General features: G+C 66.2%; 25 protein-coding genes. 9 read left to right on the top strand and 16 right to left on the bottom strand.

Going from position 1 to position 24,649, the window contains the following annotated elements; translation table 11 throughout:
• The first annotated feature begins 53 nt into the window (after positions 1-53).
• Genes mreC through rodA form a run of 4 tightly spaced genes read left to right on the top strand, consistent with a single transcriptional unit; the run spans position 54 to position 4,568 of the window.
• Positions 54-938, top strand: coding sequence for a rod shape-determining protein MreC (gene mreC / locus AXYL_RS30535; protein ID WP_013396748.1), 885 nt, complete (start codon positions 54-56; stop codon positions 936-938).
• Positions 925-1,491: a rod shape-determining protein MreD gene (gene mreD, locus AXYL_RS30530; RefSeq protein WP_013396747.1), complete on the top strand. Its 567-nt coding sequence runs from the start codon at positions 925-927 to the stop codon at positions 1,489-1,491. The genes mreC and mreD overlap by 14 nt, the downstream gene beginning before the upstream one ends.
• A 15-nt stretch (positions 1,492-1,506) precedes the next feature.
• Complete coding sequence (gene mrdA, locus AXYL_RS30525; protein ID WP_013396746.1) at positions 1,507-3,432, top strand: penicillin-binding protein 2; 1,926 nt, start codon at positions 1,507-1,509, stop codon at positions 3,430-3,432.
• The gene (rodA, locus tag AXYL_RS30520) at positions 3,432-4,568 is read left to right on the top strand and encodes a rod shape-determining protein RodA (protein ID WP_013396745.1); all 1,137 of its coding nucleotides are present in this window, start codon (positions 3,432-3,434) and stop codon (positions 4,566-4,568) included. Before mrdA ends, rodA begins: the two co-directional genes overlap by 1 nt.
• A 1,009-nt stretch (positions 4,569-5,577) precedes the next feature.
• On the opposite strand, the gene AXYL_RS30515 is transcribed toward rodA, so the two are convergent.
• The 5 genes from AXYL_RS30515 to argB form a co-directional block, all read right to left on the bottom strand.
• The gene (locus tag AXYL_RS30515) at positions 5,578-6,630 is read right to left on the bottom strand and encodes an Ldh family oxidoreductase (protein WP_013396744.1); all 1,053 of its coding nucleotides are present in this window, start codon (positions 6,628-6,630) and stop codon (positions 5,578-5,580) included.
• Between the two features lie 12 nt (positions 6,631-6,642).
• A complete protein-coding gene (locus AXYL_RS30510) occupies positions 6,643-8,136 on the bottom strand; it encodes a DASS family sodium-coupled anion symporter (RefSeq protein WP_013396743.1) in 1,494 nt (497 codons plus the stop codon).
• Positions 8,137-8,450: 314 nt separating this feature from the next.
• Positions 8,451-9,026 carry a nucleoid occlusion factor SlmA gene (gene slmA, locus AXYL_RS30505; protein WP_013396742.1) on the bottom strand — a complete coding sequence of 192 codons (576 nt, stop codon included), beginning with the start codon at positions 9,024-9,026 and terminating at the stop codon, positions 8,451-8,453.
• Between the two features lie 53 nt (positions 9,027-9,079).
• Positions 9,080-9,826: a pyrimidine 5'-nucleotidase gene (locus AXYL_RS30500; protein WP_013396741.1), complete on the bottom strand. Its 747-nt coding sequence runs from the start codon at positions 9,824-9,826 to the stop codon at positions 9,080-9,082.
• On the bottom strand, positions 9,826-10,728 hold the full coding sequence (gene argB, locus AXYL_RS30495; protein ID WP_013396740.1) for an acetylglutamate kinase: 903 nt from the start codon (positions 10,726-10,728) through the stop codon (positions 9,826-9,828). Before argB ends, AXYL_RS30500 begins: the two co-directional genes overlap by 1 nt.
• 266 nt (positions 10,729-10,994) lie before the next feature.
• On the opposite strand from argB, the gene AXYL_RS30490 reads away from it, so the two are divergent.
• A complete protein-coding gene (locus AXYL_RS30490) occupies positions 10,995-11,783 on the top strand; it encodes a MetQ/NlpA family ABC transporter substrate-binding protein (RefSeq protein WP_013396739.1) in 789 nt (262 codons plus the stop codon).
• Between the two features lie 146 nt (positions 11,784-11,929).
• Here the strand turns inward: AXYL_RS30490 and AXYL_RS30485 are convergent, their stop codons facing one another.
• The 4 genes from AXYL_RS30485 to AXYL_RS30470 form a co-directional block, all read right to left on the bottom strand.
• Positions 11,930-12,424, bottom strand: a complete 495-nt coding sequence (locus AXYL_RS30485; RefSeq protein ID WP_013396738.1) for a peroxiredoxin family protein — start codon at positions 12,422-12,424, stop codon at positions 11,930-11,932.
• Complete coding sequence (locus AXYL_RS30480; RefSeq protein WP_013396737.1) at positions 12,421-13,161, bottom strand: BON domain-containing protein; 741 nt, start codon at positions 13,159-13,161, stop codon at positions 12,421-12,423. The genes AXYL_RS30485 and AXYL_RS30480 overlap by 4 nt, the downstream gene beginning before the upstream one ends.
• The gene (locus AXYL_RS30475; RefSeq protein ID WP_013396736.1) at positions 13,158-13,751 is read right to left on the bottom strand and encodes a phosphoheptose isomerase; all 594 of its coding nucleotides are present in this window, start codon (positions 13,749-13,751) and stop codon (positions 13,158-13,160) included. Before AXYL_RS30475 ends, AXYL_RS30480 begins: the two co-directional genes overlap by 4 nt.
• Positions 13,752-13,835: 84 nt before the next feature.
• Complete coding sequence (locus AXYL_RS30470; protein WP_013396735.1) at positions 13,836-14,318, bottom strand: YraN family protein; 483 nt, start codon at positions 14,316-14,318, stop codon at positions 13,836-13,838.
• A 67-nt stretch (positions 14,319-14,385) separates the two neighbouring features.
• Between AXYL_RS30470 and rsmI the strand changes: the two genes are divergently transcribed.
• Positions 14,386-15,321 carry a 16S rRNA (cytidine(1402)-2'-O)-methyltransferase gene (rsmI, locus tag AXYL_RS30465; protein ID WP_013396734.1) on the top strand — a complete coding sequence of 312 codons (936 nt, stop codon included), beginning with the start codon at positions 14,386-14,388 and terminating at the stop codon, positions 15,319-15,321.
• 3 nt (positions 15,322-15,324) lie between these two features.
• Positions 15,325-15,909, top strand: coding sequence for a methylated-DNA--[protein]-cysteine S-methyltransferase (locus AXYL_RS30460; RefSeq protein ID WP_013396733.1), 585 nt, complete (start codon positions 15,325-15,327; stop codon positions 15,907-15,909).
• Between the two features lie 67 nt (positions 15,910-15,976).
• Here the strand turns inward: AXYL_RS30460 and AXYL_RS30455 are convergent, their stop codons facing one another.
• Together AXYL_RS30455 and rapZ are read right to left on the bottom strand one after the other, a co-directional pair.
• On the bottom strand, positions 15,977-16,939 hold the full coding sequence (locus AXYL_RS30455; protein WP_013396732.1) for a septal ring lytic transglycosylase RlpA family protein: 963 nt from the start codon (positions 16,937-16,939) through the stop codon (positions 15,977-15,979).
• Entirely contained in the window at positions 16,936-17,808 is an 873-nt protein-coding gene (rapZ, locus tag AXYL_RS30450) for an RNase adapter RapZ (protein ID WP_041656741.1), read from the bottom strand. Before rapZ ends, AXYL_RS30455 begins: the two co-directional genes overlap by 4 nt.
• 184 nt (positions 17,809-17,992) lie before the next feature.
• Between rapZ and AXYL_RS30445 the strand changes: the two genes are divergently transcribed.
• Complete coding sequence (locus AXYL_RS30445; RefSeq protein WP_013396730.1) at positions 17,993-18,745, top strand: c-type cytochrome; 753 nt, start codon at positions 17,993-17,995, stop codon at positions 18,743-18,745.
• Positions 18,746-18,757: 12 nt separating this feature from the next.
• Positions 18,758-20,041, top strand: a complete 1,284-nt coding sequence (locus AXYL_RS30440) for a c-type cytochrome (RefSeq protein ID WP_013396729.1) — start codon at positions 18,758-18,760, stop codon at positions 20,039-20,041.
• 32 nt (positions 20,042-20,073) lie between these two features.
• Here AXYL_RS30440 and AXYL_RS30435 read toward each other — a convergent pair whose 3' ends face one another.
• The 5 genes from AXYL_RS30435 to lptB form a co-directional block, all read right to left on the bottom strand.
• On the bottom strand, positions 20,074-21,507 hold the full coding sequence (locus tag AXYL_RS30435; protein ID WP_013396728.1) for a PLP-dependent aminotransferase family protein: 1,434 nt from the start codon (positions 21,505-21,507) through the stop codon (positions 20,074-20,076).
• Positions 21,508-21,529: 22 nt separating this feature from the next.
• Positions 21,530-22,456, bottom strand: a complete 927-nt coding sequence (hprK, locus tag AXYL_RS30430) for an HPr(Ser) kinase/phosphatase (protein WP_013396727.1) — start codon at positions 22,454-22,456, stop codon at positions 21,530-21,532.
• Between the two features lie 21 nt (positions 22,457-22,477).
• A complete protein-coding gene (locus tag AXYL_RS30425) occupies positions 22,478-22,933 on the bottom strand; it encodes a PTS sugar transporter subunit IIA (RefSeq protein ID WP_006389881.1) in 456 nt (151 codons plus the stop codon).
• A gap of 348 nt (positions 22,934-23,281) precedes the next feature.
• Positions 23,282-23,620: a ribosome hibernation-promoting factor, HPF/YfiA family gene (hpf, locus tag AXYL_RS30420; RefSeq protein ID WP_013396726.1), complete on the bottom strand. Its 339-nt coding sequence runs from the start codon at positions 23,618-23,620 to the stop codon at positions 23,282-23,284.
• Between the two features lie 222 nt (positions 23,621-23,842).
• On the bottom strand, positions 23,843-24,637 hold the full coding sequence (gene lptB / locus AXYL_RS30415) for an LPS export ABC transporter ATP-binding protein (protein WP_013396725.1): 795 nt from the start codon (positions 24,635-24,637) through the stop codon (positions 23,843-23,845).
• Positions 24,638-24,649: the final 12 nt, after the last annotated feature.

Here is a 24,649-nt window from a genome sequence, read left to right as displayed (position 1 = left end):
CACGGCTCCGGCCGCTGCCGGAGCGACGGACGCGGGCGTCCGGGCTGAGATTCATGCAACGACAAGGGACTCCTCCCCTATTCAGGCGCGGCCCACCCGCGGAGGTGCGGCTGGTCGTTCTGGTCGTCCTTGCTCTGGCCCTGATCGTCATGGATTCGCAATGGCGCATGCTGGAACCGGCGCGCCGGACGATATCCGTGGCGCTGTACCCCTTCCAGCGCGCCGTCATGGCGCCGCGCGACCTCGTCCAGCAAGTGAACGAATGGGTCAACGCGGCCAATCTCATCCGTAGCGAAAACGAAGCCCTGCAACGCCAGCGCATCGAGCTGGCCCAGGTGACCACGCATGGCGCCCAACTGGCCGCAGAAAATTCGCAGTTGCGCCGGCTGCTGGGCGTGACCGACACCGTGGCGCAATCCGCGGTGGTGGTCGAGGTCATGTACGAACCCACCAACGCGTTCACGCAGCGCCTGGTGTTCAACAAGGGCAGCAAGGCTGGCCTGGCCCCGGGCATGCCGGTGATCGACGAAGGTGGCGTGGTCGGACAGATCGTGCGCGTCACGCCGATGACCGCCGAGGCGGCGCTGGTCACCGACGAGCAGGTCTCCATTCCCGTGCAGCTACTGCGCAATGGCCTGCGCCTGATCGCGTTCGGCGGCAACTCGCCCGGCAAGATGGAAGTCCGTTACCTTGCCGCCAATGCCGACATCAAGGAAGGCGATACTATCGTTACCAGCGGCGTCGGCGGCCTGTTCCCGGCCGGCCTGCCGGTGGCCAAGGTGACCTCGGTCGAACGCGATACCGCCTCCGGCTTTGCGCGCGCCGTGTGCGAACCGCTGGCCCATCCCGAACGCTACCGCCACTTCCTGGTTCTGCAGGTCGATGTGGAACGCGCCGAGTCCAACCGTCAGGAGGTCGATTCCGGTGGATCGGACTAAGCAATCCTCGGGGCAGGCCACGCGCCGCCTCGGCACCCCCAGCAATGTGCAGCCCGACCGGCTCTCCGGCCCCGCGCATGGCGTGTTCGTCTGGGCCACGGTGCTGGTGGCGTGGCTGGTGTCGCTGCTGCCGTGGCGCCTGTGGCAGGGCGCGCCCGACATTCTGCTGCTGATCATCGCCTTCTGGTGCGTGCACGAGCCGCGCCGCATCGGCCTGTTCACCGCCTTCTTCTTTGGCCTGCTGATGGACGTGCACGATGCCGGCCTGCTGGGCGAACACGCGCTGTCGTACACGCTGGTCGCCTACGGCGCCGTGGTGCTGCACCGCCGGCTGCAGCGGTTCGACCTCTGGAGCCAGGCCATGCACATGCTGCCTGTGTTCTTCATTGCCCGCTTCGTGACCCAGATCATCCATGCGTGGCTGGCCGGCAAATGGCCGGGCTGGGATTGGGGCATCAGCGTGCTCCTGACCGCCGCCCTGTGGCCGCTGGCGGGCTGGGTTCTGCACTTGCCGCAGCGCGGTGTCGACGACGCCGAATCTTCCTCCGCCTGACGGCGGCGCCGCGTCATGTTCGAGTTCAAGAAAACCGGCCAGCAGCAGAAGCAGCGTTTCCGCCTGCGCGCCTGGGTGGGCGGGCTGTTCGCGCTGGCCTGCTTCGGTGTGCTGATCGGCCGGTTCTGGTACCTGCAGGTCGACCGCTACGAAGGCCTGTCCGAGCGCGCCGACCGCAACCGCATCGCGGTCGTACCGATTCCACCGCGGCGCGGCGAGATCCTGGACCGCAATGGCGAGGTGCTGGCGCGCAACTACCGTACTTACACGCTCGAGGTCGTGCCGGCGCAGGCGGGCAATCTCAACGAACTGTTCCAGCGGCTGACCGAAGTCGTGTACATCAGCCCGACCGACCAGCGCCGTTTCAAGCGCCGCGCCGCCGAGTCCAGCCGCTACGCCAGCCTGCAGTTGCGCAACAATCTCAACGAAACCGAGGCCGCCTGGTTTGCGGCGCATTCCTTCCAGTTTCCCGGCGTGGAACTGCGCGCTCGCTGGGTGCGCGAGTATCCACAGGGCGCATCGGCGGGTCACGTGGTCGGCTATATCGGCCGCATCGCGGAGGGCGACAACGAAGAGCTGGAGCGCGCCGGCCAGTTGGGCAACTACCGCGGCACCGATGTCATCGGCAAGAAGGGCATCGAGAAAACCTGGGAAGAGCAGCTGCACGGCCGCACCGGCCTGGAAGAGGTCGAAGTGACCGCGGGCGGTCGGCCCATGCGCACGCTGCGCCGGATCGATCCCGTGCCTGGCTCCGACATCATGCTGTCCATCGACCTGGGCCTGCAGAAGGTGGCCGAAGCGGCTTTCGAGGGGCAGCGCGGGGCGCTGGTCGCCATCGATCCCGATACCGGCGAGGTGCTGGCCTTCGTCTCGCAGCCTTCGTTCGACCCCAACCTGTTCGTGGACGGCATCGACGTGGACAACTGGCGCATGCTGAACGAATCGCCGGACCATCCGCTGATCAACCGGCCGCTGTACGGCACCTATCCCATCGGTTCGACCTACAAGCCTTTCGTGGCCCTGGCCGCGCTGGAACTGGGCAAGCGCCGCGCCACCGATCGCATCTCCGACCCCGGCTACTACGAATTCGGCGGCCAGAAATTCCGCAACGCCGGCGGCGCGGCCTACGGCATGACGGACATGCACAAGGCCATCGTGGTGTCGTCCGACACCTACTTCTATTCCTTGGGCCCCGAGATCGGCGTGAACGCGCTGCACGATTTCACCAAGCAATTCGGCTTCGGCCAGATCACGGGCATCGACCTGGAAGGTGAAAAGCGCGGCGTGCTGCCCTCGACCGACTGGAAGCGCTCGGCCTATAAGGACAAGGAGCGCCAGCGCTGGTATGCGGGCGAGACGATTTCCGTGGCGGTGGGGCAGGGCTACAACGCCTTCACACTGTTGCAGCTGGCGCAAGGCACGTCCACGTTGGCCAACAACGGCCTGTACCGCCGCCCGCACCTGGTGCACGCGGTGCGCGATCCGCGCAGCGGCGTGGCCAAGCCCACCGAGTCCGCGCCCGATTACCGCATTCCTCTCAAGCAGGCCAACGTGGATGTGATCAAGAACGCCATGGCGGACGTGGTGCGGGCCGGCACGGCGCGGCGCGCGTTCGCCAACACGCCTTACCAGGCGGCCGGCAAGACCGGCACCGCGCAAGTGTTCAGCCTGCGCGGCGGCCATTACCGCGCCAGCGCCATCGACGAACGCCTGCGCGACCACGCGCTGTTCATGGGTTTTGCGCCGCTTGAGCACCCCCGCATCGCGGTGGCGCTGATCGTCGAGAACGCCGGTTGGGGCGCCAGCGTCGCCGCGCCGGTCGCCCGCAAGGTGTTCGACTATTGGCTGGCCAAGGATCGCCAGGACAAGATCGTGCGGCCCGATCGCGCGGACCCCTTGGCCTCGGTCGAGGAAATCGCTTCCGACGTGGTGCGCCGATAATGAAACGCCTGGGCCTTATCCTGCTACGCGTGTTCACGGCCTTCGATTGGCCGCTGTTGGCGATCCTGCTGATGTTCGCCGCGCTCGGCATGACGGTGATGCATTCGGCGGTGGGCGGCACCGACTGGCGCTTCGCCGAACAGTCGCGCAATTTCATCATCGCCTTTTTCGCGATGTGGGTCATGGCGCTGATTCCGCCGAAGTGGCTGATGAAGCTGGCCTTGCCCTTCTATGTGGTGGGCGTGGTGCTGCTGCTGGGCGTGGAGTTCTTCGGCGAAACCAGCAAGGGCGCGACCCGCTGGCTGAACCTGGGCGTGACCCGCATCCAGCCTTCCGAGATGATGAAGATCGGCGTGCCCATGATGCTGGCCTGGTACTTCCAGCGCCACGAGGGCGCGGTCCGCATCCGCGACTTCCTGGCCGCCGCCGCCATGCTGGCCGCGCCTTTCGGCCTGATCGTGCTGCAGCCCGACCTGGGTACGGCGCTGCTGGTGTTCGGCGCCGGTTTCTTCGTGATCTACTTCGCGGGCCTGTCGTTCAAGCTGCTGGTGCCAGTGATGCTGGCCGGCATCATCGCCATCGGCACGCTGGTCTACTACGAGGACCAGCTCTGCGAGCCCGAGGTGGACTGGGTGGTGCTGCACGACTACCAGAAGCATCGCGTGTGCACGCTGCTCAATCCCAGCTCCGATCCGCTGGGCAAGGGCTTCCATACGATCCAGTCGATGATCGCGGTGGGCTCGGGCGGGGTCTACGGCAAGGGCTACATGAAGGGCACGCAGACGCACCTGGATTTCATCCCGGAGCGCACTACCGACTTCATCTTCGCCGTGTACGCCGAGGAATTCGGACTGTACGGCGGGATTGCGATCCTGGTGCTGTACGGCTTGATGATGGCGCGCGGGCTGACGATCGCGTCGCGGGCGTCGTCGCAGTTCGGCAGGCTGCTTGTCGGAGCGCTGACGATGATGCTGTTCATCTATGTATTCGTGAACGTGGGGATGGTGACGGGGATTCTGCCGGTGGTGGGGGTGCCGTTGCCGTTCATGAGCTATGGGGGGACGGCTTTGTTCACCATGGGGATTGCGTTTGGGATCATGATGAGTATTAGTCGGCATCGGTCGGTTAAGACCTGATCTTGAGCATTTTTTGGACTTTCTTGGGGCGGTCTCGACCGTCTTCGTAGGCCGCCCGTCGTCGCGTGCGCCATGGCGGCGAGCGCCCACGATTGCGGTCCGGAGCCTACGCTCCGGACTGCCCCATCCTCATCCTCGTCCAGGCCTTCGGCCTTCCCTTCGGATTCCGTCGGGCGCATCGAGGTTGCTCGCCGCCATGGCGCCCGCGCCGACGGGCTACGTACGTCTTGGTTCGCTGCGCTGCTAGATCCGTGGTTGGTGGCGAGTCTTGCGTCGCCCGTTGCCTAAGGCCGCGCGGGCGGCCGTAGGCAACATACGTGGTCGTGGGCGTCGTGGCGATGGTCGCTTGCGCGATGACGGAGGGTGGTTTTCTAGCGGCCCCGCATCATTGGGGGGGGGGCGGTGATGGGTGGCGCGCGGCAGGCAGCGGTCTGCGCTTGAAGACTTTCTCGCGCGCGCCACCCATCCGGCACCGTGGCTTAGCGTCGGTGATGATTACTTGGCTTGGCGACGTTCAGTGATGGATCACCGCCTTCCGAGGCGGTCAATGATCAACGGCCTGGTGACGTTCAGTCATGAGCCGCCGCCCTCGAGGCGTTAAATACTGACCAGTGCCTCATGCACGCGCAGCGCCATCCTCAACCGCAAGACACCGAGGAAGCCTCGGAAGGCCGCCCGCGCGGCCGGCCGGAGGCGAGCCCCGCAAGATCCACTGCCATACCCCACTCGTTGCCAGAACGCCAAGCACACCGCCCGCCCCAGCTGACGCCGAATTGCAGCTGAACGAGCCCGTCGCGGCGGCGGCCCGCCATGCGCGGGGCGTCGATAAGCCCGACGGAATCCGTAGGGAAGGCCGAAGGCCTGGACGAGGATGAGGATGGGGCAGTCCGGAGCGAAGGCTCCGGACCGCAATCGTTGCCCCGCGCATGGCGGGCCGCCGACGCGACGGGCGTCTTAAGAACCAACGACGCCTGCAAGCAAGCGCTACCCGCAAGAACAGCCTGCAACCTCAAGCAGGCAACGCCTCAGGCACCCCAAGGTCGACGGCCAGCTTGGTCAAGCCATCCCAGATTCGGCTGTCGAACGTCAACGCATCCTCGTTCAACGCCCGATTGCGGGCTTCATACTCGCCCGGGTACTGCACGGCCTCGACGCCCGGTTGCGGCTTGCAGGCGTGCAGGTAGTCGATGAACGCGCCCACCTCCATCGACCGCCAGTCCGTATTGAAATCCACCTGCGGGTCCAACAGCAGCGCGAACATATTGTTCGTCGCCACCCCGTTGCGCGGATGCTCGGGCTGGATCGTGCCGCCGCCCGACAGCACGCCGGCCAGCAGCTCGGCCACCAGGCCCAGCGCGTAGCCCTTGTGGCCGCCGAATGGCAGCAGGGCGCCCGGCGGGTCGGTGAACAGCGCATTGGGATCGGTGGTCGGGTTGCCCTGGGCATCGATCAGCGATCCCGCAGGCGCTTCCTCGCCCTTGGCCGCCAGCACCCGCGCCTTGTTGACGGCGATGGAACTGGTGGCCATGTCCACGATGAACGGCGGACGGCCGCCAGGCAGCGGGCCGGCGAAGCACAGCGGGTTGGTGGTCAGGCAAGCCTGCGCGCCACCGAAAGGCGCTACGGTCGGCGAGCGGTTGATCACGTTGGTGAAGGCCAGCAGGATCAGGCCCTTGGCCGCCACCATTTCGCCGTAGTGGCCCATGCGGCCCAGGTGGTGGCTGTGGCGCAGGGTCAGGATGCACTGGCCGTGTTCCTGCGTGCGCTCGATGGCCTTCTCGATGACGACCTTGCCGACATATTGGCCCAGCCCGTGGTGGCCATCGTAGGCCAGCATCGCGCCGCGGTCGTTGACCAGTTCGGGCCGGCCGTCGGCCTGGGCCAGGCCTTCGGACAGCACGCGCCGGTAGTTGGTCAGGATGGACAGGCCGTGGCTGGTGTAGCCCACTCGGTCGGACTCGACCAGGTGCTCGGCCACGTCGCGCGCGATGTCCTCGGGCACGCCTTGGGCCATCAGCACGCGGCGGCCGTATTCATTGGCTTGGGCGATCGAAATCTTCATGATGCGGCCTCCTTACAGCCAGCCCAGCCAGCGCCAGTAGGTCATGCCCATCAGCAGCATCAGCAGGTAGCCGACGATGGTGACGATGATGCCAACCTTGGCGAACTGCTTGGCGTTGAAGGTTTCCGTACCCAGGCACACCATGTTCTGCGGCGCGTTGATGGGCAGGATGAAGCCGTAGCTGACCACGAAGCCCAGCAGCATCGTCATGCCCAGGCGGCTGAAGTCGCCCGGCAGCGTGGCCAGCACCGAGATCAGGATCGGCAGCATGGCCGAGGTCAGCGCGGTGGCGCTGGCAAAACCCAGGTGGATGACGATGAGGAAGGCAGCCAGGATCGCGAAGATGGCCAGCGGTCCCAGGTGGTCCAGGCCGGTGTGCGCCACCACCTGGTTGCCCAGCCATTGGCCGGCCTGGGTCGTCAGCAGGGCGGTGCCCAGGCTGATGCCGACGCCGAACACGATCACGGTGCCCCATGGGATGCGCGATTGCACGTCTTTCCAGGTCATCACGCCAAAGCGCGGCAGCAGCAGCAGGACCAGGCCGAAGTAGGTGGTGGAGGTGGTATCGAACTTGTGCAGCTTGCCTTCAGTCGACCAGAACAGCAGCAGCATGAGCGACACGGCCATCAGGCGCTTTTGCGCGCCGGTCATGGGACCCAGTTCAAGCAGCGACTTCTCGACGGCTTCCTTGCCTCCCGCGATGCTGTCGCTTTCCGGCGGCAGCAGCTTGAGCACGACGAAGATCAGCACGGCCGACATGATCAGCGACCAGGGCGCGCCGGCGATCAGCCAGTCCGACCACGCCACGCGTTCGCCCAGCATCTTTTCCATGAAGCCGACGGTTAGCAGGTTCTGCGCGGCGGCGGTCTGGATGCCGACGTTCCAGATGCTGGTGGCTTGGGCCACGATGATCATGATGCCGGCGGCGATGTTGGAGCGCTTGTCCACGCCGAAGGCCGCGATGACGCCCATCATGATGGGCACCACGGCCGCGCTGCGCGCGGTGGCGCTGGGCACGACCAGGCTCAGCACGATGGTCACGGCGATACATCCGATCAGGATGCGGCGCGTGCTGGTGCCCACCCTGGCCAGGGTCACCAGCGCGATGCGCCGGTCCAGCCCGGTGAAGGTCATGGCCGCGGCAATGAACAAGGCGCCGGTGACCAGCGCCAGCGCCGAGTTCGAGAAGCCTGCCAGCGCCATGCTGATCGCGGCCGAGGTGCCATAGATGACTTGCGGGTCTTTGATTGTCGGAGCCGTGCCCAGCAGGAAGGCCATCAGCGTCGTGATCATGATCGCGCTGGCTTCGTAGGACACGGCTTCGGTAATCCAGACCACCACTGCGAATGCCAGGATGGCGAGCATCCGGTGGCCCGCGACAGGCAAGTCGGCGGGTAGCGGCATCATCAGCACGCCGATCATCACGAGGACGCCGGCGATGAGTCCGATTGGAATTTTGGTTTTCTTTGGGGCTTGCGAGGCAGGGACGGCGGCTTGCGCGGTCATATCCATCTCCGGTTGAGGTCAAACTGCCGACACACCGCCCCGCGAGCAACGGGATAGGTCAAATCGGTGTGTCGACGCTACAGCATGATCGTGACGGCATTGCGGAAAACCCGTATTGATACAGATCAAGCCTGTGGAGATTTGGGCTTGTGGAAAACCTCTGACGGGCATTATGCTCGTCGCCCCGCGCCGCGGGCAAGCGAAGATTGTTGCGTAGAACAACGCTAATCGGCGATGAAGCAGGCAAACAGGGGATCAATTAGATCGTGCCACGATGCTAATCGGCACTGTGGCCGGATGACCCGGCCGGCTGCTCAACCCAGTGCCAGCCGCAGCTGTTCATCCAGATGCAGGGTGGGCGCGACGCGCCAGCCGCTCTGCGCATAACGCAGCCAGCGGCCCAGCACCAGGTGCGTCAGCAGGCTGGCATGCGCCGCCACATTCGCCTGCGGCGGCAGGCCGCCATCGGTGACGGCGATGCGCAGCGACTGCTTCAACGACGCCTCGATGCGGTCGTTGATGTGGTTGATGCGTTCCTGCAGGCGGTTGTCTTCCGTGACCAGCGCGTCGCCGGTCAGCACGCGCGTCATGCCCTTGTTGCGTTCCGAGAAGGTCAGCAGCATGGAGACGGTCTGGTGCGCCTGGGTCAGGCCATGGGGTTCGGCGATGGCGATCTGGTTCACCAGCGTGAAGATGCTGGTTTCGATGAATTCGATCAGCCCTTCGAACATCTGCGCCTTGCTGGCGAAGTGCCGGTACAGCGCGGCTTCAGAGACTTCCAGGCGCGCGGCAAGCGCGGCCGTGGTGATGCGGGAGGCGTGCGGCTGCTCCAGCATCTCGGCCAGGGTTTGCAGAATCTGGGTCTTGCGCTCGCCGGGTTTGCTCGCCATGGAGGGGTCTGCTCTTGCGCAGGCTTGACGGTGAAGGGGGGAGGAGCGCGCCGTTATCCCCGCAAGGGGCGTCGGCGTAACAGCAAATCACTGACGGAGTTTACCCGCAAGTCGACGTAGGCCGGCCGTTGCGAACGGCCGCGGGCGAACGGCGTCCCGGGGTGATACACGTGCACGGTGCGCAGACCGGCCTGGCGCGCGCCGCGCAGATTGGCCAGCGTGTCTTCCACCAGGACCGCGTTGCGCGCCTGCACGCCTTCGCGGGCCAGCACATGGCGCAGCAGCGCGGGCGACGGCTTGGGCCGGAATTCGCCATGCAGACGCATGTGCTCGATGGCCCACAGGCTGTCGAACTGCCGCAGGATGCCCAGCCGCGCGAGCACCGCGCGGGCGTAGTGCAGCGGCGCGTTGGTCAGCAGCACCTTGCGGCCCGGCAACCGGCTCAGCTTGTAGGCGAGCGCTTTTTCCGAGCGCACCAGCGGGCCGACGTCGAAGTCGTGGCTGCGATGCAGGAATTCGTGGGGATCCACGCCATGATGCCGGACCATGCCTATCATGGTGGCGCCGTAGCGCTTCCAGTACAGCGAGCGCATGCGGTTGGCGGTATCGATGTCGACGTTCAGCGCCTCGGCCACGGCCATGGTCATGCCCTGGTCGATCTTGGGGAAGATGGCGTGCGAGGTATCGTGGAGCGTATTGTCCAGGTCGAACAGCCACAGGCGTTCGGAAACGCCCGTGGCGGTGCGGCGGGACCGGCGCATGCGCAGCGCCGGCCGCAGCAGGTAACGCTGTGCCCGCATCAGTGCGAGCTGATCATCGTGCCCACGCCCTGGTCGGTCAGGATTTCCAGCAGCAGGCAGTGCGGCACGCGGCCGTCGACGATGTGCACCGAGTTCACGCCGTTCTTGGCGGCGTCCAGCGCGGACGAGATCTTGGGCAGCATGCCGCCGGAGATCGTGCCGTCGGCGAACAGTTCGTCGATGGTCTGGGCCGACAGGCTGCGCAAGAGCTTGCCGCCCTTGTCCAGCACGCCCGGAGTGTTGGTCAGCATCAGCAGCTTTTCGGCGCCCAGCACTTCCGCCATCTTGCCGGCGACGACGTCGGCATTGATGTTGTAGGCCGTGCCGTCTTCGCCATAGCCGATGGGCGAGATGACGGGGATGAACTGGTCGTCCTGCAGCGCCTTGACCACGGCCGGCTCCACCATGGTGATGTCGCCCACGAAACCGATGTCGATGGGCTCGGACGGATTGTCCTTGTTGGCCATCAGCTTCTTCTGGGCCTGGATCAGTCCGCCGTCCTTGCCGGTCAGGCCCACGGCCTTGCCGCCGACCTCATTGATCATCATGACGATGTCCTGCTGGACCTGGCCGCCCAGCACCCATTCGACCACTTCCATGGTCTCGGCGTCGGTGACGCGCATGCCCTGGATGAAGGTGCCCTGTTTGCCGATGCGGCGCAGCGCGTCGTCGATCTGCGGACCGCCGCCGTGCACCACCACCGGGTTCAGACCCACCAGCTTCAGCAGCACGACATCGTGCGCGAAGCTGCGCTGCAGACGCTCTTCCGTCATGGCGTTGCCGCCGTACTTGACCACGATGGTCTTGCCGTGAAATCGTCGGATATACGGCAGTGCTTCAGACAGCACAGCGGCTTTGACAGCAGGAGACGAAACGGCAGCAGGGTCGGGGGTGTCGGTCATGGCAGCTAAGTCGGCAAATATACGTATGAGTGGTTAGAAAAAATGCCTGCACAAAAACGCGTTCGGGACGCGGTAGCGCAAGCATACGACGGATTGTAGTACCCCCAGGTTTCTTATGCTTTAAACCCATGTTCATATGCCCGACAAATAACCGGCATTCAGGTAAATTGGGGGCGATTTCGCAACGGCGCGCCCCGCAAAAGGGGGCAGGGCCACACCGGCAGGGGCATCAGCCCCCGATTTTTTACCCATAAAAGAGGCAACACATGCGTTTGAACTTTGTCCGGTCCGCCCTGGCGGCGTCGGTCTTCCTGGTGGCGGCGAACGCCGCCCATGCCGAAAAAATCGTGGTGGGCGCGACCCAGGTCCCCCATGCCGAGATCCTGGAAGTGGTGAAGCCGCAGCTGGCCAAGGAAGGCGTGGAGCTCGACATCAAGGTGTTCAGCGATTACGTGCAGCCCAACCTGCAGCTGGCGGACAAGCAGCTGGACGCCAACTTCTTCCAGCACAAGCCCTACCTGGATTCCTTCAACAAGGACCGCAAGGCCACGCTGGTGCCGGTGGCGCTGGTGCACGTCGAGCCGTTCGGCGGCTATTCCAAGAAGATCAAGAGCCTGTCCGAACTCAAGGACGGCGCCACGGTCGCAATCCCGAACGATCCCTCCAACGGCGGCCGCGCCCTGGTGCTGCTGCAGAAGCAGGGCGTGATCAAGCTGAAGGACCCGTCCAACATCCTGGCGACGGCCGCGGACGTGGTCGAGAATCCCAAGAAGCTGAAGTTCCGCGAACTGGAAGCCGCCATGCTGCCGCGCTCGCTCGATGACGTGGACCTGGCGCTGATCAACACCAACTACGCGCTGGAAGCGGGCCTGGTCCCGACCAAGGACGCCCTGTTCATCGAAGGCTCGGATTCGCCCTACGCCAACATCCTGGTGACCCGTTCGGACAACAAGGACGCGCCGGGCATCAAGAAGCTGGTCCAGGCCCTGCACACGCCCGAGGTGAAGAAGTTCATCCAGGACAAGTACAAGGGCGCCGTGGTTCCGGCATTCTGAGCCCGACCCGCCTGGCCTGATCTGGAAGCCGCCCGTAGCCCGGGCGGCTTTTCTTTTGGTGCGCGCAGGGCTGCCTGCCCGGCCCGCAAGGCGAAAAAAAACCGCCCGGTCAGGGGCGGTCTGGCGCGGATGCCGCGTGGCGGGGCTCAGCCTGCCGCCAGGGCCTTTTCCACGGTGGCGTGGAATTCCGCCACGTCGTATTCGCCCAGGTAGCGCTTGATGATGCGGCCCTGCTTATCGATCAGGAAGGCCGTGGGCGTCAGGCGGATGTCGCCGAAGGCGCGGGCGATGTCGCCCTTGGTGTCCAGGGCCACCGGGAACGGCAGCTTGCGCGTGTCGGCGAAGTTCAGCACGAAGTTGGGCGGGTCGTAGTTCATGGCGACCGCGATCGCCTCGTAGCCCTTGGACGCGTACTCGTTGTAGGCCGAGATGGTTTCCGGCATCTGCTTCACACAGGTTACGCAGCTGGTGGCCCAGAATTTGACCAGCACCACCTTGCCGCGCAGGTCCTGCATCGAGAAGGTCTTGCCTTCCAGCGTGGTGAAGGTGACGTCGGGCGCGGTCTGGGCGGGGCGCATGACGAACCAGGCGCCGATGCCGACCGCCACCAGGACGGCCAGTGCGATGATGGCTTTCTTCATTTGATGGGCATGGCCTCTACGCCGCTGCTGGTGCCGGCCGCGTTGTCGCTGGGTGCGCCGGCGCCGCTTTCGATGGGCGCTTTGGTTTCCGTGGAAGTGTTGGACTTGGAACCGGTGTTCGACAGCCGGATGGCTTCCTCGCGGCTGATCGTCTCGAACAGTTTAACCACCTTGGCCACGCCGCCGACGTCGGCGGTGGCGTTGGCGGCGTACTCGCCTTCGGTCTGCGTCAGCTTGCCCATCAGGTAGACGACACTGTGGTCGGTCGTGACCGCGATGGTGCCCGAGGGCACGTACTTGGTGTTGAGCAGGGCGGTCTTGACCTTGGAAGTCAGCCAGGTGTCGTTGGAGCGCGTACCGAACGAGGCGATGGGACCCACGTTCAGCTGGTTGATGACCTGTTTGACGTTTTCCACGCCCTGGGCGATGGCGGTGGCCTGGTTCTTGGCCTCCTCGGTGGGCACGTCGCCGGTCAGCAGCAGGTGGCCGCCGTAGGCCATGGCATTGACGCGCGCGGTGTCGCCCAGCTTCTGCGAGATCTGGCTTTGCGCCTTGAACGCCATGTTCTGGTCTTCGAGCTGGACGCCGGAGGTGCGGCGGTCCGTCACGACGACCGCGGTGGTGGCGGCCGCGCCGCCCACGATCAGGGGCGCGCAGGCCGTCAGCGAGAGCGCGGCGGTGGATAGCGCCGCGGCGAGCATCAAGGGGCGGGCTGCGGTACGGACGTCAGAAATCATTCGGTGTCTCCAAGCAGAAGAGCGTCAATGCCGTCGCACAGCGCGTGCAGCAGCAGAATATGGACTTCCTGGATGCGCATCGTGCGATCGCTGGGAACACATAGATGGACGTCCATCGGCGTAATGAGTTCCCCCATGACGCCGCCGCCCTTGCCGGTCAGGGCAAGCACGTGCATTTCGCGGGCGCTGGCGGCTTCCATGGCGCGCACCACGTTGGGGGAATTGCCGCTGGTGGATATGGCCACCAGCACGTCGCCGGCCTGGCCGAAGGCGTTGACCTGGCGTTCATAGATCTCGTCGAAACCGTAGTCGTTGCCGACTGCGGTGAGGATCGAGGTGTCGGTATTGAGCGCGATGCCGGCCAGCGGCAGGCGTTCGCGTTCAAAGCGGCCCACCAGTTCGGCGATGAAATGCTGCGCATCGGCGGCAGAGCCGCCATTGCCGCAAGCCAGAATCTTGCCGTTGTTTGCCAGGGCGCCGAACAGCACGTCCACCGCCACTGCCAGCGGCTCGGCCAGGACGTTCATACTTTGTTCGCACGCAGCCATGGCGTCGCGAAAGTGCGACGTCATACGAGAGGTCATATCCATGGGCGCGATTATCTCACGGGGCCGGGGCGCGGTTCTGTCCAGGCGTAACGACTATCAGGCAGGCCGTTACCGGGGCGGCGGGCCTCAGGTTTGCCAGAATGCGCCGCGCAGCCATTGGGGATCGCCGGCTTCGAACACGACTGCGTCGAAGCGCGCGGCGGGCGGCCTGCCGTGCCAGTGGCGCCGGGCCAGCTCGGGCAGCCAGAAGGCCGCGGCGCGGGCCAGCCGGGCCTGCTTGTCCGGGCCGATGCTGGCCGCGGCGCCGCCAAAGCGGCTCGGGCCGCGGGAGCGGACCTCGACGAACACCAGGATGTCGCCGTCGCGCATGGCCAGGTCGATTTCGCCGGTGCGGGTCTGCAGATTGCGCGCCAGCAGGACCAGGCCGCGCGACTGCAGCAGGCGCAGGGCGGCGTCCTCGTGGTGGTCGCCTTTGCGTTGGGCGGGCGAGCGGCGCGGGGGCGGACGATCAGCGGGCGCTGCGCGTGCGGATCGGCGCCGGCGCCTGGCGGCGCGGCGGCGGGCCGCCAGGGCCAGTTCGCAGGCCAGTCGCAAGGTGTCATCCGTCATGAACGCTCCAGAGGTGGCGGGGCATAGGCGGCTACACTGACATGGTTTCCCGTGTCAGTAGGCTGCAATGAATCAAAATGTCTCACCTCCCCCTGCCGGAGATGCCTGGTCCCGCGTCGCTGAACGCGTGGCGGGGCAGCATTGGCCCGCTGCGACGCTGTATGTCGTGGCCACGCCGATCGGCAACCTGGGCGACCTGGGGCTGCGCGCCTGGCACGCCTTGCAGCGGGCCGACGTGATCGCGGCGGAAGACACGCGCGCCAGCCGCGCCCTGCTGGATGCCTGGGGCGTCGGCACGCCGCTCATGGCAGCCCACCGCCACAACGAAGCCGCCGCGGCGCAAACGATCTGTGAACGCCTGGCGCAGGGCCAGCGCGTGGCGCTGGTGTCCGATGCGGGCGCGCCCGCCGTCAGCGATCCTGGCGCGCGCATCGTGCGTGCGGTGCGCGAGGCCGGCTTCGGCGTGGTGCCGGTGCCGGGACCCAGCGCGGTCATCGCCGCGCTGATGGGCAGCGGCGTCACCACTGACGAAAATCCCGGCTATGCCTTCGCGGGCTTTCCGCCGCCCAAGGCGGTGGCGCGCCAGCGCTGGCTGCGTACCTGGTGCGCCTTGCCCGCGCCTGTCGTCATGTTTGAATCGCCGCACCGGCTTGCGGCCACGCTGGCCGACTTGCTGGAAGTGTGCGGTCCGGACCGCCTGCTGACCGTGGCGCGCGAACTGACCAAGCGCTTTGAAGAGATCGCTACATTTCCGATGGGCGAGGGCGCGGCCTGGCTGGCCGCGAACGCTCACCGCGAGCAAGGCGAATTCGTGCTGATCGCGCACGCCCCTGCCGAGCATGAGGTGGACGAAGATGCCGACCCGCGCGCCGATGCGCTGCTGGACGCCTTGCTGGAGTCGTTGTCGCTGCGCGACGCGGCGCGCGTGGCGGCCAAGGTTTCCGGACTGCCGCGGGACGTGCTGTACAACCGGGCCCTGGCCCGCAAGAAATCGGCGGAGTAAGACATGGTGTATTCCACAATCGTGTCCAACAAGCCCGCGGATCCCGACGAACGCCTGGTCTACCGCGATATCCCCACGCCGCTGGGCGACATGCGCCTGGTCGCCAGCCCCAAGGGTCTGCGCGGCGCCTGGTTCACCGACCAGGAACTGCTGCCTGCGGCAGATGGCTGGATCCTTACGGACTCCGATCCCATCCTGGAACAGGCGCGCCGCGAACTGGACGAATGGTTCGCTGGCCAGCGCCGCGTCTTCGATGTGGCGCTGGATCCCGTGGGCACCACCTTTCAGCACCAGGTCTGGCATGCCTTGTGCGACCTGGAGTTCGGCGTGCTGACGAGCTACGGCGATCTGGCCCGCACCGTGGGACGGCCCAAGGGCGCCCAGGCGGTCGGCGGGGCGGTCGGACGCAATCCGATCAGCATCATCATCCCGTGCCACCGGATCATCGGCGCGGACACCTCGCTGACCGGCTTCGGTGGCGGGCTGCCGCGCAAGCAGGCCTTGCTGGCGCACGAAGGCAATTTCTACCGCAGCCGCAGCGCAAGCGCACGCCGGGTTTGCGACGGGCAGGCCGAACTGCCCTGGTAGGCGGGCAGGCCTGGCCTGAGAGCCGGGCTTGTTGCGCTTATTGCCGCTTATTGCGTCAGGGCCGGGCTTACTGCGAGGCGATGCTGGGCAGGATGCCGATGCGGTCCGAGACCAGCGGCACGGCGTTCAAGGCGCTCTGGCGGTCGGGGTAGGGGCCGATCTTGACCCGATAGAGATTATTCGACTGTTCGACCGACGCGGGCGGCGCGCCTTCGGCGCCCAGCTGCGTGTTGATGCGGCTGACCAGCGACTGCGCGTTGGCCGACTGGCTGAACGCGCCCACCTGCAGATAGACGCTGCCGATGCCGCCCGCCGCCGGCTGGCGCACCGGCGCCGAGCCGGGCGCGGGCCCAGGCAGGGGTTCGGCCGCAAGTGCCACCGGCACGGCGGCGACCGGCGCCAACACGGGCGAGGAGCCCGTTGCCGACGAAGGTTCAGGCGCGGCCGTGGCGGGCGCGCCCTGCGAGGCCAGCCGCCGGATCTCGTCCTGCGGTATGGCTTCCACGATCACCTGGCCGCTGCCGGGACCGATGATGCCCAGCTTGTGCGCGGCGACATAGGACAGGTCCATGATGCGGTCGCTGTGGAACGGGCCGCGGTCGTTCACCCGCACGATGATGGTCTTGCCGTTGACCATGCTGGTGACGCGGGCGTAGCTGGGCAGCGGCAGCGTGGTGTGGGCGGCCGTCATGGCGTACATGTCGTAGGACTCGCCGATGGACGTGGAATTGCCGTGGAACTTCTTGCCGTACCACGAGGCGGTGCCGCGCTTCTTGTACGGCTGCCCGCTGGTGTCCGGCACATAGCGCTGGCCGAACACCACATACGGCCGGTTCGCGCCGCTGGCGTAGGGTTCGATCCTGGGCACCGCGTCGGGTATCTGGTCCAGGTTCGAGGGCGGATTCGCGTCCGGCCCGTCGTCCTTGTAGTAACCGCCGCCCTTCTTGCGTCCGCCGGTGGAGGAGCAGCCCGCCACGGCAATGGCCAGCAGCAGCATCATGAACAGGCGGGTCGGGCGGGACAGGGTCATGCGGATTCGTCAGGCAGTTGGGTGCGATGGCGCACCAGCAGCGGGTCGTGGTCGGCAAAGCGCAGCGCCAGTTGTTCGACCACATACACCGAACGGTGCTGGCCGCCGGTGCAGCCGATGGCAACCGTGAGGTAATTGCGGGTGTCTTGCGTGTACTGCGGCAGCCAGCGGTTCAGGAAGCCGGCGATGTCGTCGATCATCTGCCCGACCAGGTCGAAGCCTGCCAGCCACGCAGCCACGGGCTCGTCGCGGCCGGTCAGCGGCCGCAGGTCGCGGTCGTAGTAGGGATTGGGCAGGCAGCGCACGTCGAACACCAGGTCCGCGTCTCGCGGCACGCCGCGCTTGTAGGCGAAGGACTCGAAGGTCAGCACCAGCGGCGCGCGGTCGGCCTTGATCAGGTCGCGGATCCACACGCGCAACTGGCCCGGCGTCAGGTCCGAGGTGTCGATGACGTGTTCCTGTTCGCGCAGCGGCGCGAGCAGTTCGCGTTCCAGCGCGATGCACTCGGTCAGCGACGGAGTCGTGCCTCCGCGCTGCAGACGGTCGGTCAGCGGATGGCGGCGGCGGGATTCGGAATAGCGCTGCACCAGCGTCGCGGTGCTGGCGTCGAGGAAGACCACGCGCAGGCTGGTGCCCATGGCGCGCAGCGCGGTCACCACATCGGGCAGTTCGGCCAGTTCGCCCGGCGAGCGCACGTCGATAGCGACTGCGACGCGCTCCATGCCGTCGTCCCGGGCGTTGGCAATGAACTCGGTCAGGAACCGTACAGGCAGGTTGTCGACGCAGGTGTAGCTGGCGTCCTCGAGCATGCGCAGGGCGACGGACTTGCCTGAGCCTGAGATGCCGGTGACGAGGACGACTTTCAACATGGACATGATTGTGGCACGCTTTTCGAGGACGATGCCGGCGGGATGACATCTGATATGGCCGTAAACTGCCAATCTGCGCCTGTACCGGTTTGGCTCCCGTAGCGTAAGCTTGGGGCCGGATACTCGACAGATTCACATACGCGCCCCGCCGTCATGCGTTTCGGGGGAATGGAATTCGACCTAGATGTTAGCCTTCATTTCCTTTCGTAGTGTTTCACTGCCGCGTTTTTGGGCAATTTCCCTGCTAGGGGCCGCTGCCGTCTTCATGACGGCGCCCGCTCAGGCCCAACCCGCACCGCAGGAGAGCCTGCGTCCGGACACCATGGACGCCCGCGTCGCCGCCTGTACGGTCTGTCATGGCGCGCAGGGTCGGGCCGGCGCCGATGGCTACTATCCGCGCCTGGCCGGCAAGCCCCAGGAATACCTGTACCACCAGCTGCTCAACTTCCGTGATGACCGGCGCCAGTACCGGCCCATGACGCACCTGCTGACCGGACTGCCTGACGATTACCTGCGCGAGATGGCCGCGTATTTCTCCACCCAGCACGTGCCGTATCCGGCGCCGACGCGCGCCGAGGTCTCCGCCGCCACGCTGGAAGCCGGGCGCAAGCTCGCCTTGAACGGTGACGCCGCGCGCGGCCTGCCCGCCTGTGCCGCCTGTCATGGCGCCGCCTTGGGCGGCGTGCTGCCTGCCATCCCTGGGCTGCTGGGCTTGCCGCGCGACTACATCGGCTCGCAGATCGGCAGCTGGAAGAACGGCCTGCGCCGCGCGGCCGCGCCTGACTGCATGGCCGACATCTCCAACAAACTCACTCCCGAGGATATAGGCGCGCTGGCCGCGTGGCTGTCCTCGCAGCCCGTGGTGGAACCCTACGCGCCTGAAGCCGCGGGTTCGATACGCCTGCCCGCGGAATGCGGCAGTCAGGCGCAACGGTAAGGGAGAGGCCGGATGTCGCTCATGAAGAAAGTCCTGTCGGTCCTGGTGCTGCTCGCGGTTGTCGCGGTGGGCGGCCTCTATTGGATGGGCACGCGCGACGACGCCAGCACCGGCCCCGCCGCGGCCGCGGACGACGCCGCGACGCTGGTCGAACGTGGCCGCTATCTGGCCTTGGCGGGCAATTGCATGGCCTGCCACACCAGCCGGGGCGGCAAGGCGCTGGCGGGCGGCACGCCCATCCCCACGCCGTTCGGCACGGTGTACGGCCCGAATATCACGCCCGACGAGAAGACCGGCATAGGCGCGTGGAGCGCCGACGATTTCTGGCAGGCCTTGCACAACGGCAAGTCGCGCGACGGCACGCTGCTGTATCCCGCCTTCCCCTACACGGAATACACGCGCGTGACGCGCGCCGATTCCGACGCGTTGTACGCCTATCTGCGCACCGTGGCGCCCGTGAACCAGCCCAGCCGGCCGGCCGAGATGGAGTTCCCCTACGACCAGCGGGCGCTGCTGGCCGGCTGGCGCGCGCTGTACTTCAAGCCGGGCGTGCAGGAAGCCGATGCGGGCCAGTCGGTGCAATGGAACCGTGGCCGTTACCTGGTGGAAGGACTGGGGCATTGCGCCGCCTGCCATACGCCGCGCAACAGCCTGGGCGGGTTGCGTTCGGCCGAGCCACTGGCCGGCGGCGTGATTCCGGTACTGGACTGGTACGCGCCGCCGTTGACCAACGATATGGAGACGGGCATGGGCCGCTGGTCGGCCGAGGACATCGCCGCCCTGTTGAAGACCGGTGTTTCAAAGCACTCCAGCGCCAGCGGCCCCATGGCCGAAGTGGTGTTGGGCAGCACCCAGCACCTGACCGACGCCGACGCGCTGGCCATCGGCGTCTACATCAAGTCCCTGCCGGCCACGCCGGCCTCGACGGAGCGCGCGCGTCCAGCGGTCGGGCCGGCGGCCATGGAGCTGGGCGGCAAGATATACCGCCAGCAATGCGCGCAATGCCACCAGCCGGGGGGCGAGGGCAGCGGCACGGCCTGGCCCGCGCTGGCCGGCAACCCGACCGTCACCGCGCCGTCGCCCGTCAACGCCATACGCATGGTGCTGGACGGCGGCTACGCTCCGGCCACGGCGGCGAACCCGCGGCCGCATGGCATGCCGCCCTTTGGGCAACTGCTCAACGACAGCGATATCGCCATGCTGGTGACGTACATCCGCAATAGCTGGGGCAACGAGGCAGGCGGCGTGACGCCGCTGGAGGTCAAGCGGGCGCGCGCCGCGTCGACGCTGAACTAGGGCTGGTGCGCTACCAGGAGCCTTGCACAGGCTTAGCGCGCCTTCAAGGCAAGCGAGCAGGCTTCGCGCGCCAACTCGCCCAGTACGCGGATGGCGGTCTGCGCGGCCGCATCCCAGGGATGCCCATAGTTCAGGCGCAGGGCGCTGCCGAACTGCCCGCTGGCCGAAAATATGGGACCCGGCGCCACGCTGATGCCGCGTGCCAGCGCCTGCCGGTGCAGCGCCAGCGCATCGACGGCAGCCGGTAGCTCCAGCCACAGGAAGAATCCGCCTTGCGGCCGTGTCACGCGCGTGCCGGCGGGAAATTCCTGGGCGATCGCTTCGGCCATGCGCTGTTGCTGCGTCTGCAGCGTTTCGCGCAGGCGGCGCAGGTGGCGGTCGTAGCCTCCCTGTTCCAGGTACTCGGCGATCGCGCCCTGGGCGGGGCCGGACGCCGACAGCGTGGACGACAGCTTCAAGCGCTGCACGCGCTGGGTGTAGCGGCCGGCGCTGGCCCAGCCGATGCGGTAGCCCGGCGCCAGACACTTCGAAAACGATGAGCAGTGCAACACCAGCCCCTGGGTGTCATAGGCTTTGGCGGGCACGGGCCGCGCCGGACCGAAGTACAGCTCGCCATACACATCGTCTTCGATCAACGGGATGCCGTGGCGCGCGAGCAGTTGGACCAGTCGCCGCTTTCTTTCATCTGGCATCAGGCTGCCGAGAGGATTCTGGAACTGCGTCATCAGCCAGCATGCCTTGGGCGCGTGGCGCTCGATGGCGGTCTCCATCGCGTCCAGGTCGATGCCAGTGCGCGGATGGGTCGGTATTTCCAGCGCCTTCAGTCCCTGGCGTTCGAGCGCCTGCAGCGCGCCGTAGAACGTCGGCGCTTCGACCATGACCGTGTCGCCAGGTTGCGTGACTGCCTGCAGGCACAGGTTCAGCGCTTCCAGCGCACCATTGGTGATGACGATGTCGCTGGCCGGCACGTTGATGCCGCCGATCAGGTAGCGCAGCGCGATCTGGCGGCGCAGGCCCGGATTGCCCGGCGCCAGGTCTTCCACCGTGTCCAGCGGATCCTGGCGCTTGAGGTGCGCGGCCATCGCCTGGGCCAGGCGCGGCAGCGGAAACAGCAGCGGGGAAGGGAAGGCGGAGCCCAGCGGGGTCACGTCGCGGTTGCGCACCGACCCCAAGATGTCGAAGATGCGCTCGCTGATCGCGAGTTCCGTGGATTCGCCGTCGGGGTTGGAGGCGCCGGGTTCCGGGGGCAGGGAGGCGGCAGGCGCGTTGACGTAATAGCCGGAACGCGGCTGAGCCCGGATCAGGCCGCGCGCTTCCAGTAGGTAGTACGCCTGGAACACCGTCGACGGGCTCAGCCCGCGCGCCGCGCAGGCGTTCCGCACGGAGGGCAGCTTGTCGCCCGCGCGCAGCACGCCGTCGCGGATCGACTTGGCGATCTCGGCGGCCAGGTTTTCATACAGGCTCAAGGTGCCGCCGGATGCCGCGTGCTTACTTGCTGCTTTGCAGGATCGCCATGGCCTGGCGTTCCATGAATTCGCCCAGCGTGTCGATGCCGCGCAGCTTCAGTATCGTGTTGCGCACGGCAGCTTCCACCAGCACCGCCAGATTGCGGCCGGCTGCCACTTGCAGCATGACCTTGCGCACCGGCAGGCCCAGCATGTCCTGCGTGATGTCCTGCAGCGGCAGGCGCTCGAACTTGTCCTGCGCGGTGGCGCGCACCAGATGCACGATGAGCTTGAGGCGCATCTTGCGGCGCACGGAGGTCTCGCCAAAGATGGTGCGGATGTCGAGCAGGCCCAGGCCGCGCACTTCCAGCAGGTTCTGCAGCAGCTGCGGACAGTGGCCTTCGATCATGTTGGGGGCGGTACGCGAGAACTCCACGGCGTCATCGGCCACCAGGCCGTGTCCGCGCGAGATCAGTTCCAGCGCCAGTTCGCTCTTGCCCAGGCCGGATTCGCCGGTGATCAGCACGCCCAGTCCCAGCACGTCGAGGAACACGCCATGCACGGTGGTGGTGGGCGCGAGCTTCTTGCCCAGGTAGATGCGCAGCAAGTCGATCAGCTGCGCGGCCGCCACGGGCGTGGACAGGAGCGGCACCTGATGCTGGTCGCACTGGTCGATGAGGTCTTGCGGCGGGGTCAGGCCGTCGGCCAGCAGAATCGCCGGGACGCCGCCGATCAGCAGCTCATCCATGTGGTGCATGCGGCGGCGCAGGTCGAAGCGGGTGTAGTACGCCAGCTCTTCCTGTCCGAACACCTGGATGCGGGACGGGTGGATCAGGTTCAAGTGGCCGACGAGGTCCGCGGCCGACATGCCGTCGTCGGGAATCGCGCGGTCCGCGGCGCCCTGGCCGGAAATCCAGTTAAAGGGGATTTTGTCGGCGTTGTCGTCGACGAGTTCCTGCACCGTGAGCATGGCAGCGTTTCCGCGAGGAGGTCAGAGTTGGCCGGTCGTCAGCATCTTGTGGACGACAGCCGGATCGGGCTCTGTGGCCAGGGCTTCGCGCAAGGCCTTGTTCGACATGAGCTGCGCCAGTTCGGCCAGGATGTCCAGGTGCTGCTGCGTGGCCGTTTCCGGCACCAGCAAACAGAGCAGCATCGACACCGGCTGCCCGTCAGGCGCATCGAAGGTGATGGGCTGGGCCAGGCGGATGAAGGCCGCGAGGGCCTGCTCCAGGCCCTTGACCCGGCCATGCGGCACCGCCACGCCCTGTCCGAGCGCGGTGGAGCCCAGGCGTTCCCGGGCGAACAGGCTGTCGAACACGAGCGCGCGCGCCAGGCCATGGTTGTTTTCAAAGAGTAGACCGGCCTGTTCGAACGCACGTTTCTTGCTCGTTGCGAGCATATCGAGCACGACGTTGCCGGCGGGTAGGATGCGCGACAAATGATTCATCGGATCATTATATGGTTATATGATGCACTGCAATAATCGGCCTCTGGGATGCGCGCTCGGCACGCTCGCATCATGGGGCGGCAAGAGCGACAGCATAGACCGATAGCGGCGGATTGTGGGCATTCTTGCGCCTGGCGGCAGGGCGGCGCCATGGGAAACGTCGGAAATCGGGGGAAAACGGAATCGCCGGCGGAACCGGGAATGGGGGACAAAGAAGGAGAAGGCTACGGGAGGGCAGTTTGCCGATGCCCCGGCTGGACGTTGCGTCTAGCGGGACACCGGGACTTAGGCAGGATTTCTAGAATCGCTGTTTAGCTAATCTCGCGGTGCGAGTGGTCATGAAGCGCGTTACTGCTGGGGTGGCGTGAGATTCGCCGCTTGCCGCTTCACGGACTCCGCCGTGTGACTTCGTACCTTGTCCTTGTGCTTGATGACCTGACGGTCGACTTTGTCAGCAAGAAGGTCTATGGCTGCATAGAGGTTTTCATCGGTTGCTTCACAATGAATGTCCTTACCGCTTAGACGCATGGTGATTTCGGCTCTATGCCGCAGGGGCTCTACCGAGAGCATGACCTGGGTATCGATGACGTGATCGAAATGCCGCAGCACTCGCGCCAGTTTGTTCATGACATATTCCCGGATGGCCGGGGTGACGTCGAGGTGACGACCGCAGATGCTCAGGTTCATAGTGTGCTCTCCTTCTAAAAGAGGAAAAAAGGGTGCGCGAAAAGCGCGGCTGATTCGTTAGGCGTTCTCCTTGATTGAGCGGGTTCGTTTAGTACTAGTGTATAGACTCGGGCCGATAAAACAAGCTGACCTAGCGCAAGTTCATGGCATTTTTATGGCTGAGCCCCCAGGGTGCATGCGCCTTTGCGCAGGCGGCGCCTAGGGGTCTTCCCCAGGGCCGCATTACATGCGGAAATGCTCTCCCAGATAGACCCGGCGCACGGCCGGATCACCCACGATTTCATCGGGGTGGCCGTCGGTCAGAACCTTGCCTTCGCTGATGATGTAGGCGCGGTCGCAGATGCCCAGGGTTTCGCGCACGTTGTGGTCGGTGATCAGCACGCCGATGCCGCGCCCCTTCAGGAATCGCACGATGCGCTGGATCTCGATGACGGCGATGGGGTCCACGCCGGCGAAGGGCTCGTCCAGCAGGATGAAGCGCGGGCTGGTGGCCAGCGCGCGCGCGATTTCCACGCGGCGGCGTTCACCGCCCGACAGGGAGATGGCGGCGTTGCTGCGGATGTGGCCGATCTGCAGCTCTTCCAGCAGCGCTTCCATCTGCTCGTTGATCTTGGGCGTGGACAACGGACGTCCATCCGGCCCTGTTTGCAGCTCCAGCACGGCGCGGATGTTCTGTTCCACCGTCAGGCGGCGGAACACGGATGCATCCTGGGGCAGGTACGACAGGCCCATGTGCGCGCGCTTGTGGATCGGCATCGAGGTGATGACGGAGCCGTCGATCTCGATGCGGCCCGCGTCCGCGGGCACCAGGCCCACGATCATGTAGAAGCTGGTGGTCTTGCCCGCGCCGTTGGGGCCGAGCAGGCCGACCACTTCGCCGCTGACCACGGACAGGGACACGTCCTGCACCACGGTCCGGCCGTTATAGGTTTTGCGCAAACCGGTTGCGCGCAGGCTGCCCTGCTTGACGCCCGAGGGGGCGGAGGTTACCGGAGTCGGCACTGAAGGTTGGTTCATCGTGGCTGCGAG

Origin of the sequence: Achromobacter xylosoxidans A8 (assembly GCF_000165835.1) — a bacterium.
Taxonomy (GTDB): domain Bacteria; phylum Pseudomonadota; class Gammaproteobacteria; order Burkholderiales; family Burkholderiaceae_B; genus Achromobacter; species Achromobacter xylosoxidans_B.
This window is presented reverse-complemented; position numbering and strand designations above follow the sequence as displayed.

Coding starts and splice junctions, on each gene's coding strand:
- rodA (WP_013396745.1), top strand. CDS start 3,432: ATGAAACGCCTGGGCCTTATCCTGCTACGCGTGTTCACGGCCTTCGAT.
- AXYL_RS30490 (WP_013396739.1), top strand. CDS start 10,995: ATGCGTTTGAACTTTGTCCGGTCCGCCCTGGCGGCGTCGGTCTTCCTG.
- AXYL_RS30445 (WP_013396730.1), top strand. CDS start 17,993: ATGTTAGCCTTCATTTCCTTTCGTAGTGTTTCACTGCCGCGTTTTTGG.
- mrdA (WP_013396746.1), top strand. CDS start 1,507: ATGTTCGAGTTCAAGAAAACCGGCCAGCAGCAGAAGCAGCGTTTCCGC.
- argB (WP_013396740.1), bottom strand. CDS start 10,728: ATGACCGACACCCCCGACCCTGCTGCCGTTTCGTCTCCTGCTGTCAAA.
- hprK (WP_013396727.1), bottom strand. CDS start 22,456: ATGCTCACGGTGCAGGAACTCGTCGACGACAACGCCGACAAAATCCCC.
- rsmI (WP_013396734.1), top strand. CDS start 14,386: ATGAATCAAAATGTCTCACCTCCCCCTGCCGGAGATGCCTGGTCCCGC.
- AXYL_RS30425 (WP_006389881.1), bottom strand. CDS start 22,933: ATGAATCATTTGTCGCGCATCCTACCCGCCGGCAACGTCGTGCTCGAT.
- AXYL_RS30500 (WP_013396741.1), bottom strand. CDS start 9,826: ATGCGGGCACAGCGTTACCTGCTGCGGCCGGCGCTGCGCATGCGCCGG.
- AXYL_RS30460 (WP_013396733.1), top strand. CDS start 15,325: ATGGTGTATTCCACAATCGTGTCCAACAAGCCCGCGGATCCCGACGAA.
- AXYL_RS30455 (WP_013396732.1), bottom strand. CDS start 16,939: ATGACCCTGTCCCGCCCGACCCGCCTGTTCATGATGCTGCTGCTGGCC.
- AXYL_RS30475 (WP_013396736.1), bottom strand. CDS start 13,751: ATGGATATGACCTCTCGTATGACGTCGCACTTTCGCGACGCCATGGCT.
- AXYL_RS30480 (WP_013396737.1), bottom strand. CDS start 13,161: ATGATTTCTGACGTCCGTACCGCAGCCCGCCCCTTGATGCTCGCCGCG.
- hpf (WP_013396726.1), bottom strand. CDS start 23,620: ATGAACCTGAGCATCTGCGGTCGTCACCTCGACGTCACCCCGGCCATC.
- AXYL_RS30510 (WP_013396743.1), bottom strand. CDS start 8,136: ATGACCGCGCAAGCCGCCGTCCCTGCCTCGCAAGCCCCAAAGAAAACC.
- mreC (WP_013396748.1), top strand. CDS start 54: ATGCAACGACAAGGGACTCCTCCCCTATTCAGGCGCGGCCCACCCGCG.
- rapZ (WP_041656741.1), bottom strand. CDS start 17,808: ATGTTGAAAGTCGTCCTCGTCACCGGCATCTCAGGCTCAGGCAAGTCC.
- AXYL_RS30440 (WP_013396729.1), top strand. CDS start 18,758: ATGTCGCTCATGAAGAAAGTCCTGTCGGTCCTGGTGCTGCTCGCGGTT.
- AXYL_RS30470 (WP_013396735.1), bottom strand. CDS start 14,318: ATGACGGATGACACCTTGCGACTGGCCTGCGAACTGGCCCTGGCGGCC.
- lptB (WP_013396725.1), bottom strand. CDS start 24,637: ATGAACCAACCTTCAGTGCCGACTCCGGTAACCTCCGCCCCCTCGGGC.
- slmA (WP_013396742.1), bottom strand. CDS start 9,026: ATGGCGAGCAAACCCGGCGAGCGCAAGACCCAGATTCTGCAAACCCTG.
- AXYL_RS30515 (WP_013396744.1), bottom strand. CDS start 6,630: ATGAAGATTTCGATCGCCCAAGCCAATGAATACGGCCGCCGCGTGCTG.
- AXYL_RS30485 (WP_013396738.1), bottom strand. CDS start 12,424: ATGAAGAAAGCCATCATCGCACTGGCCGTCCTGGTGGCGGTCGGCATC.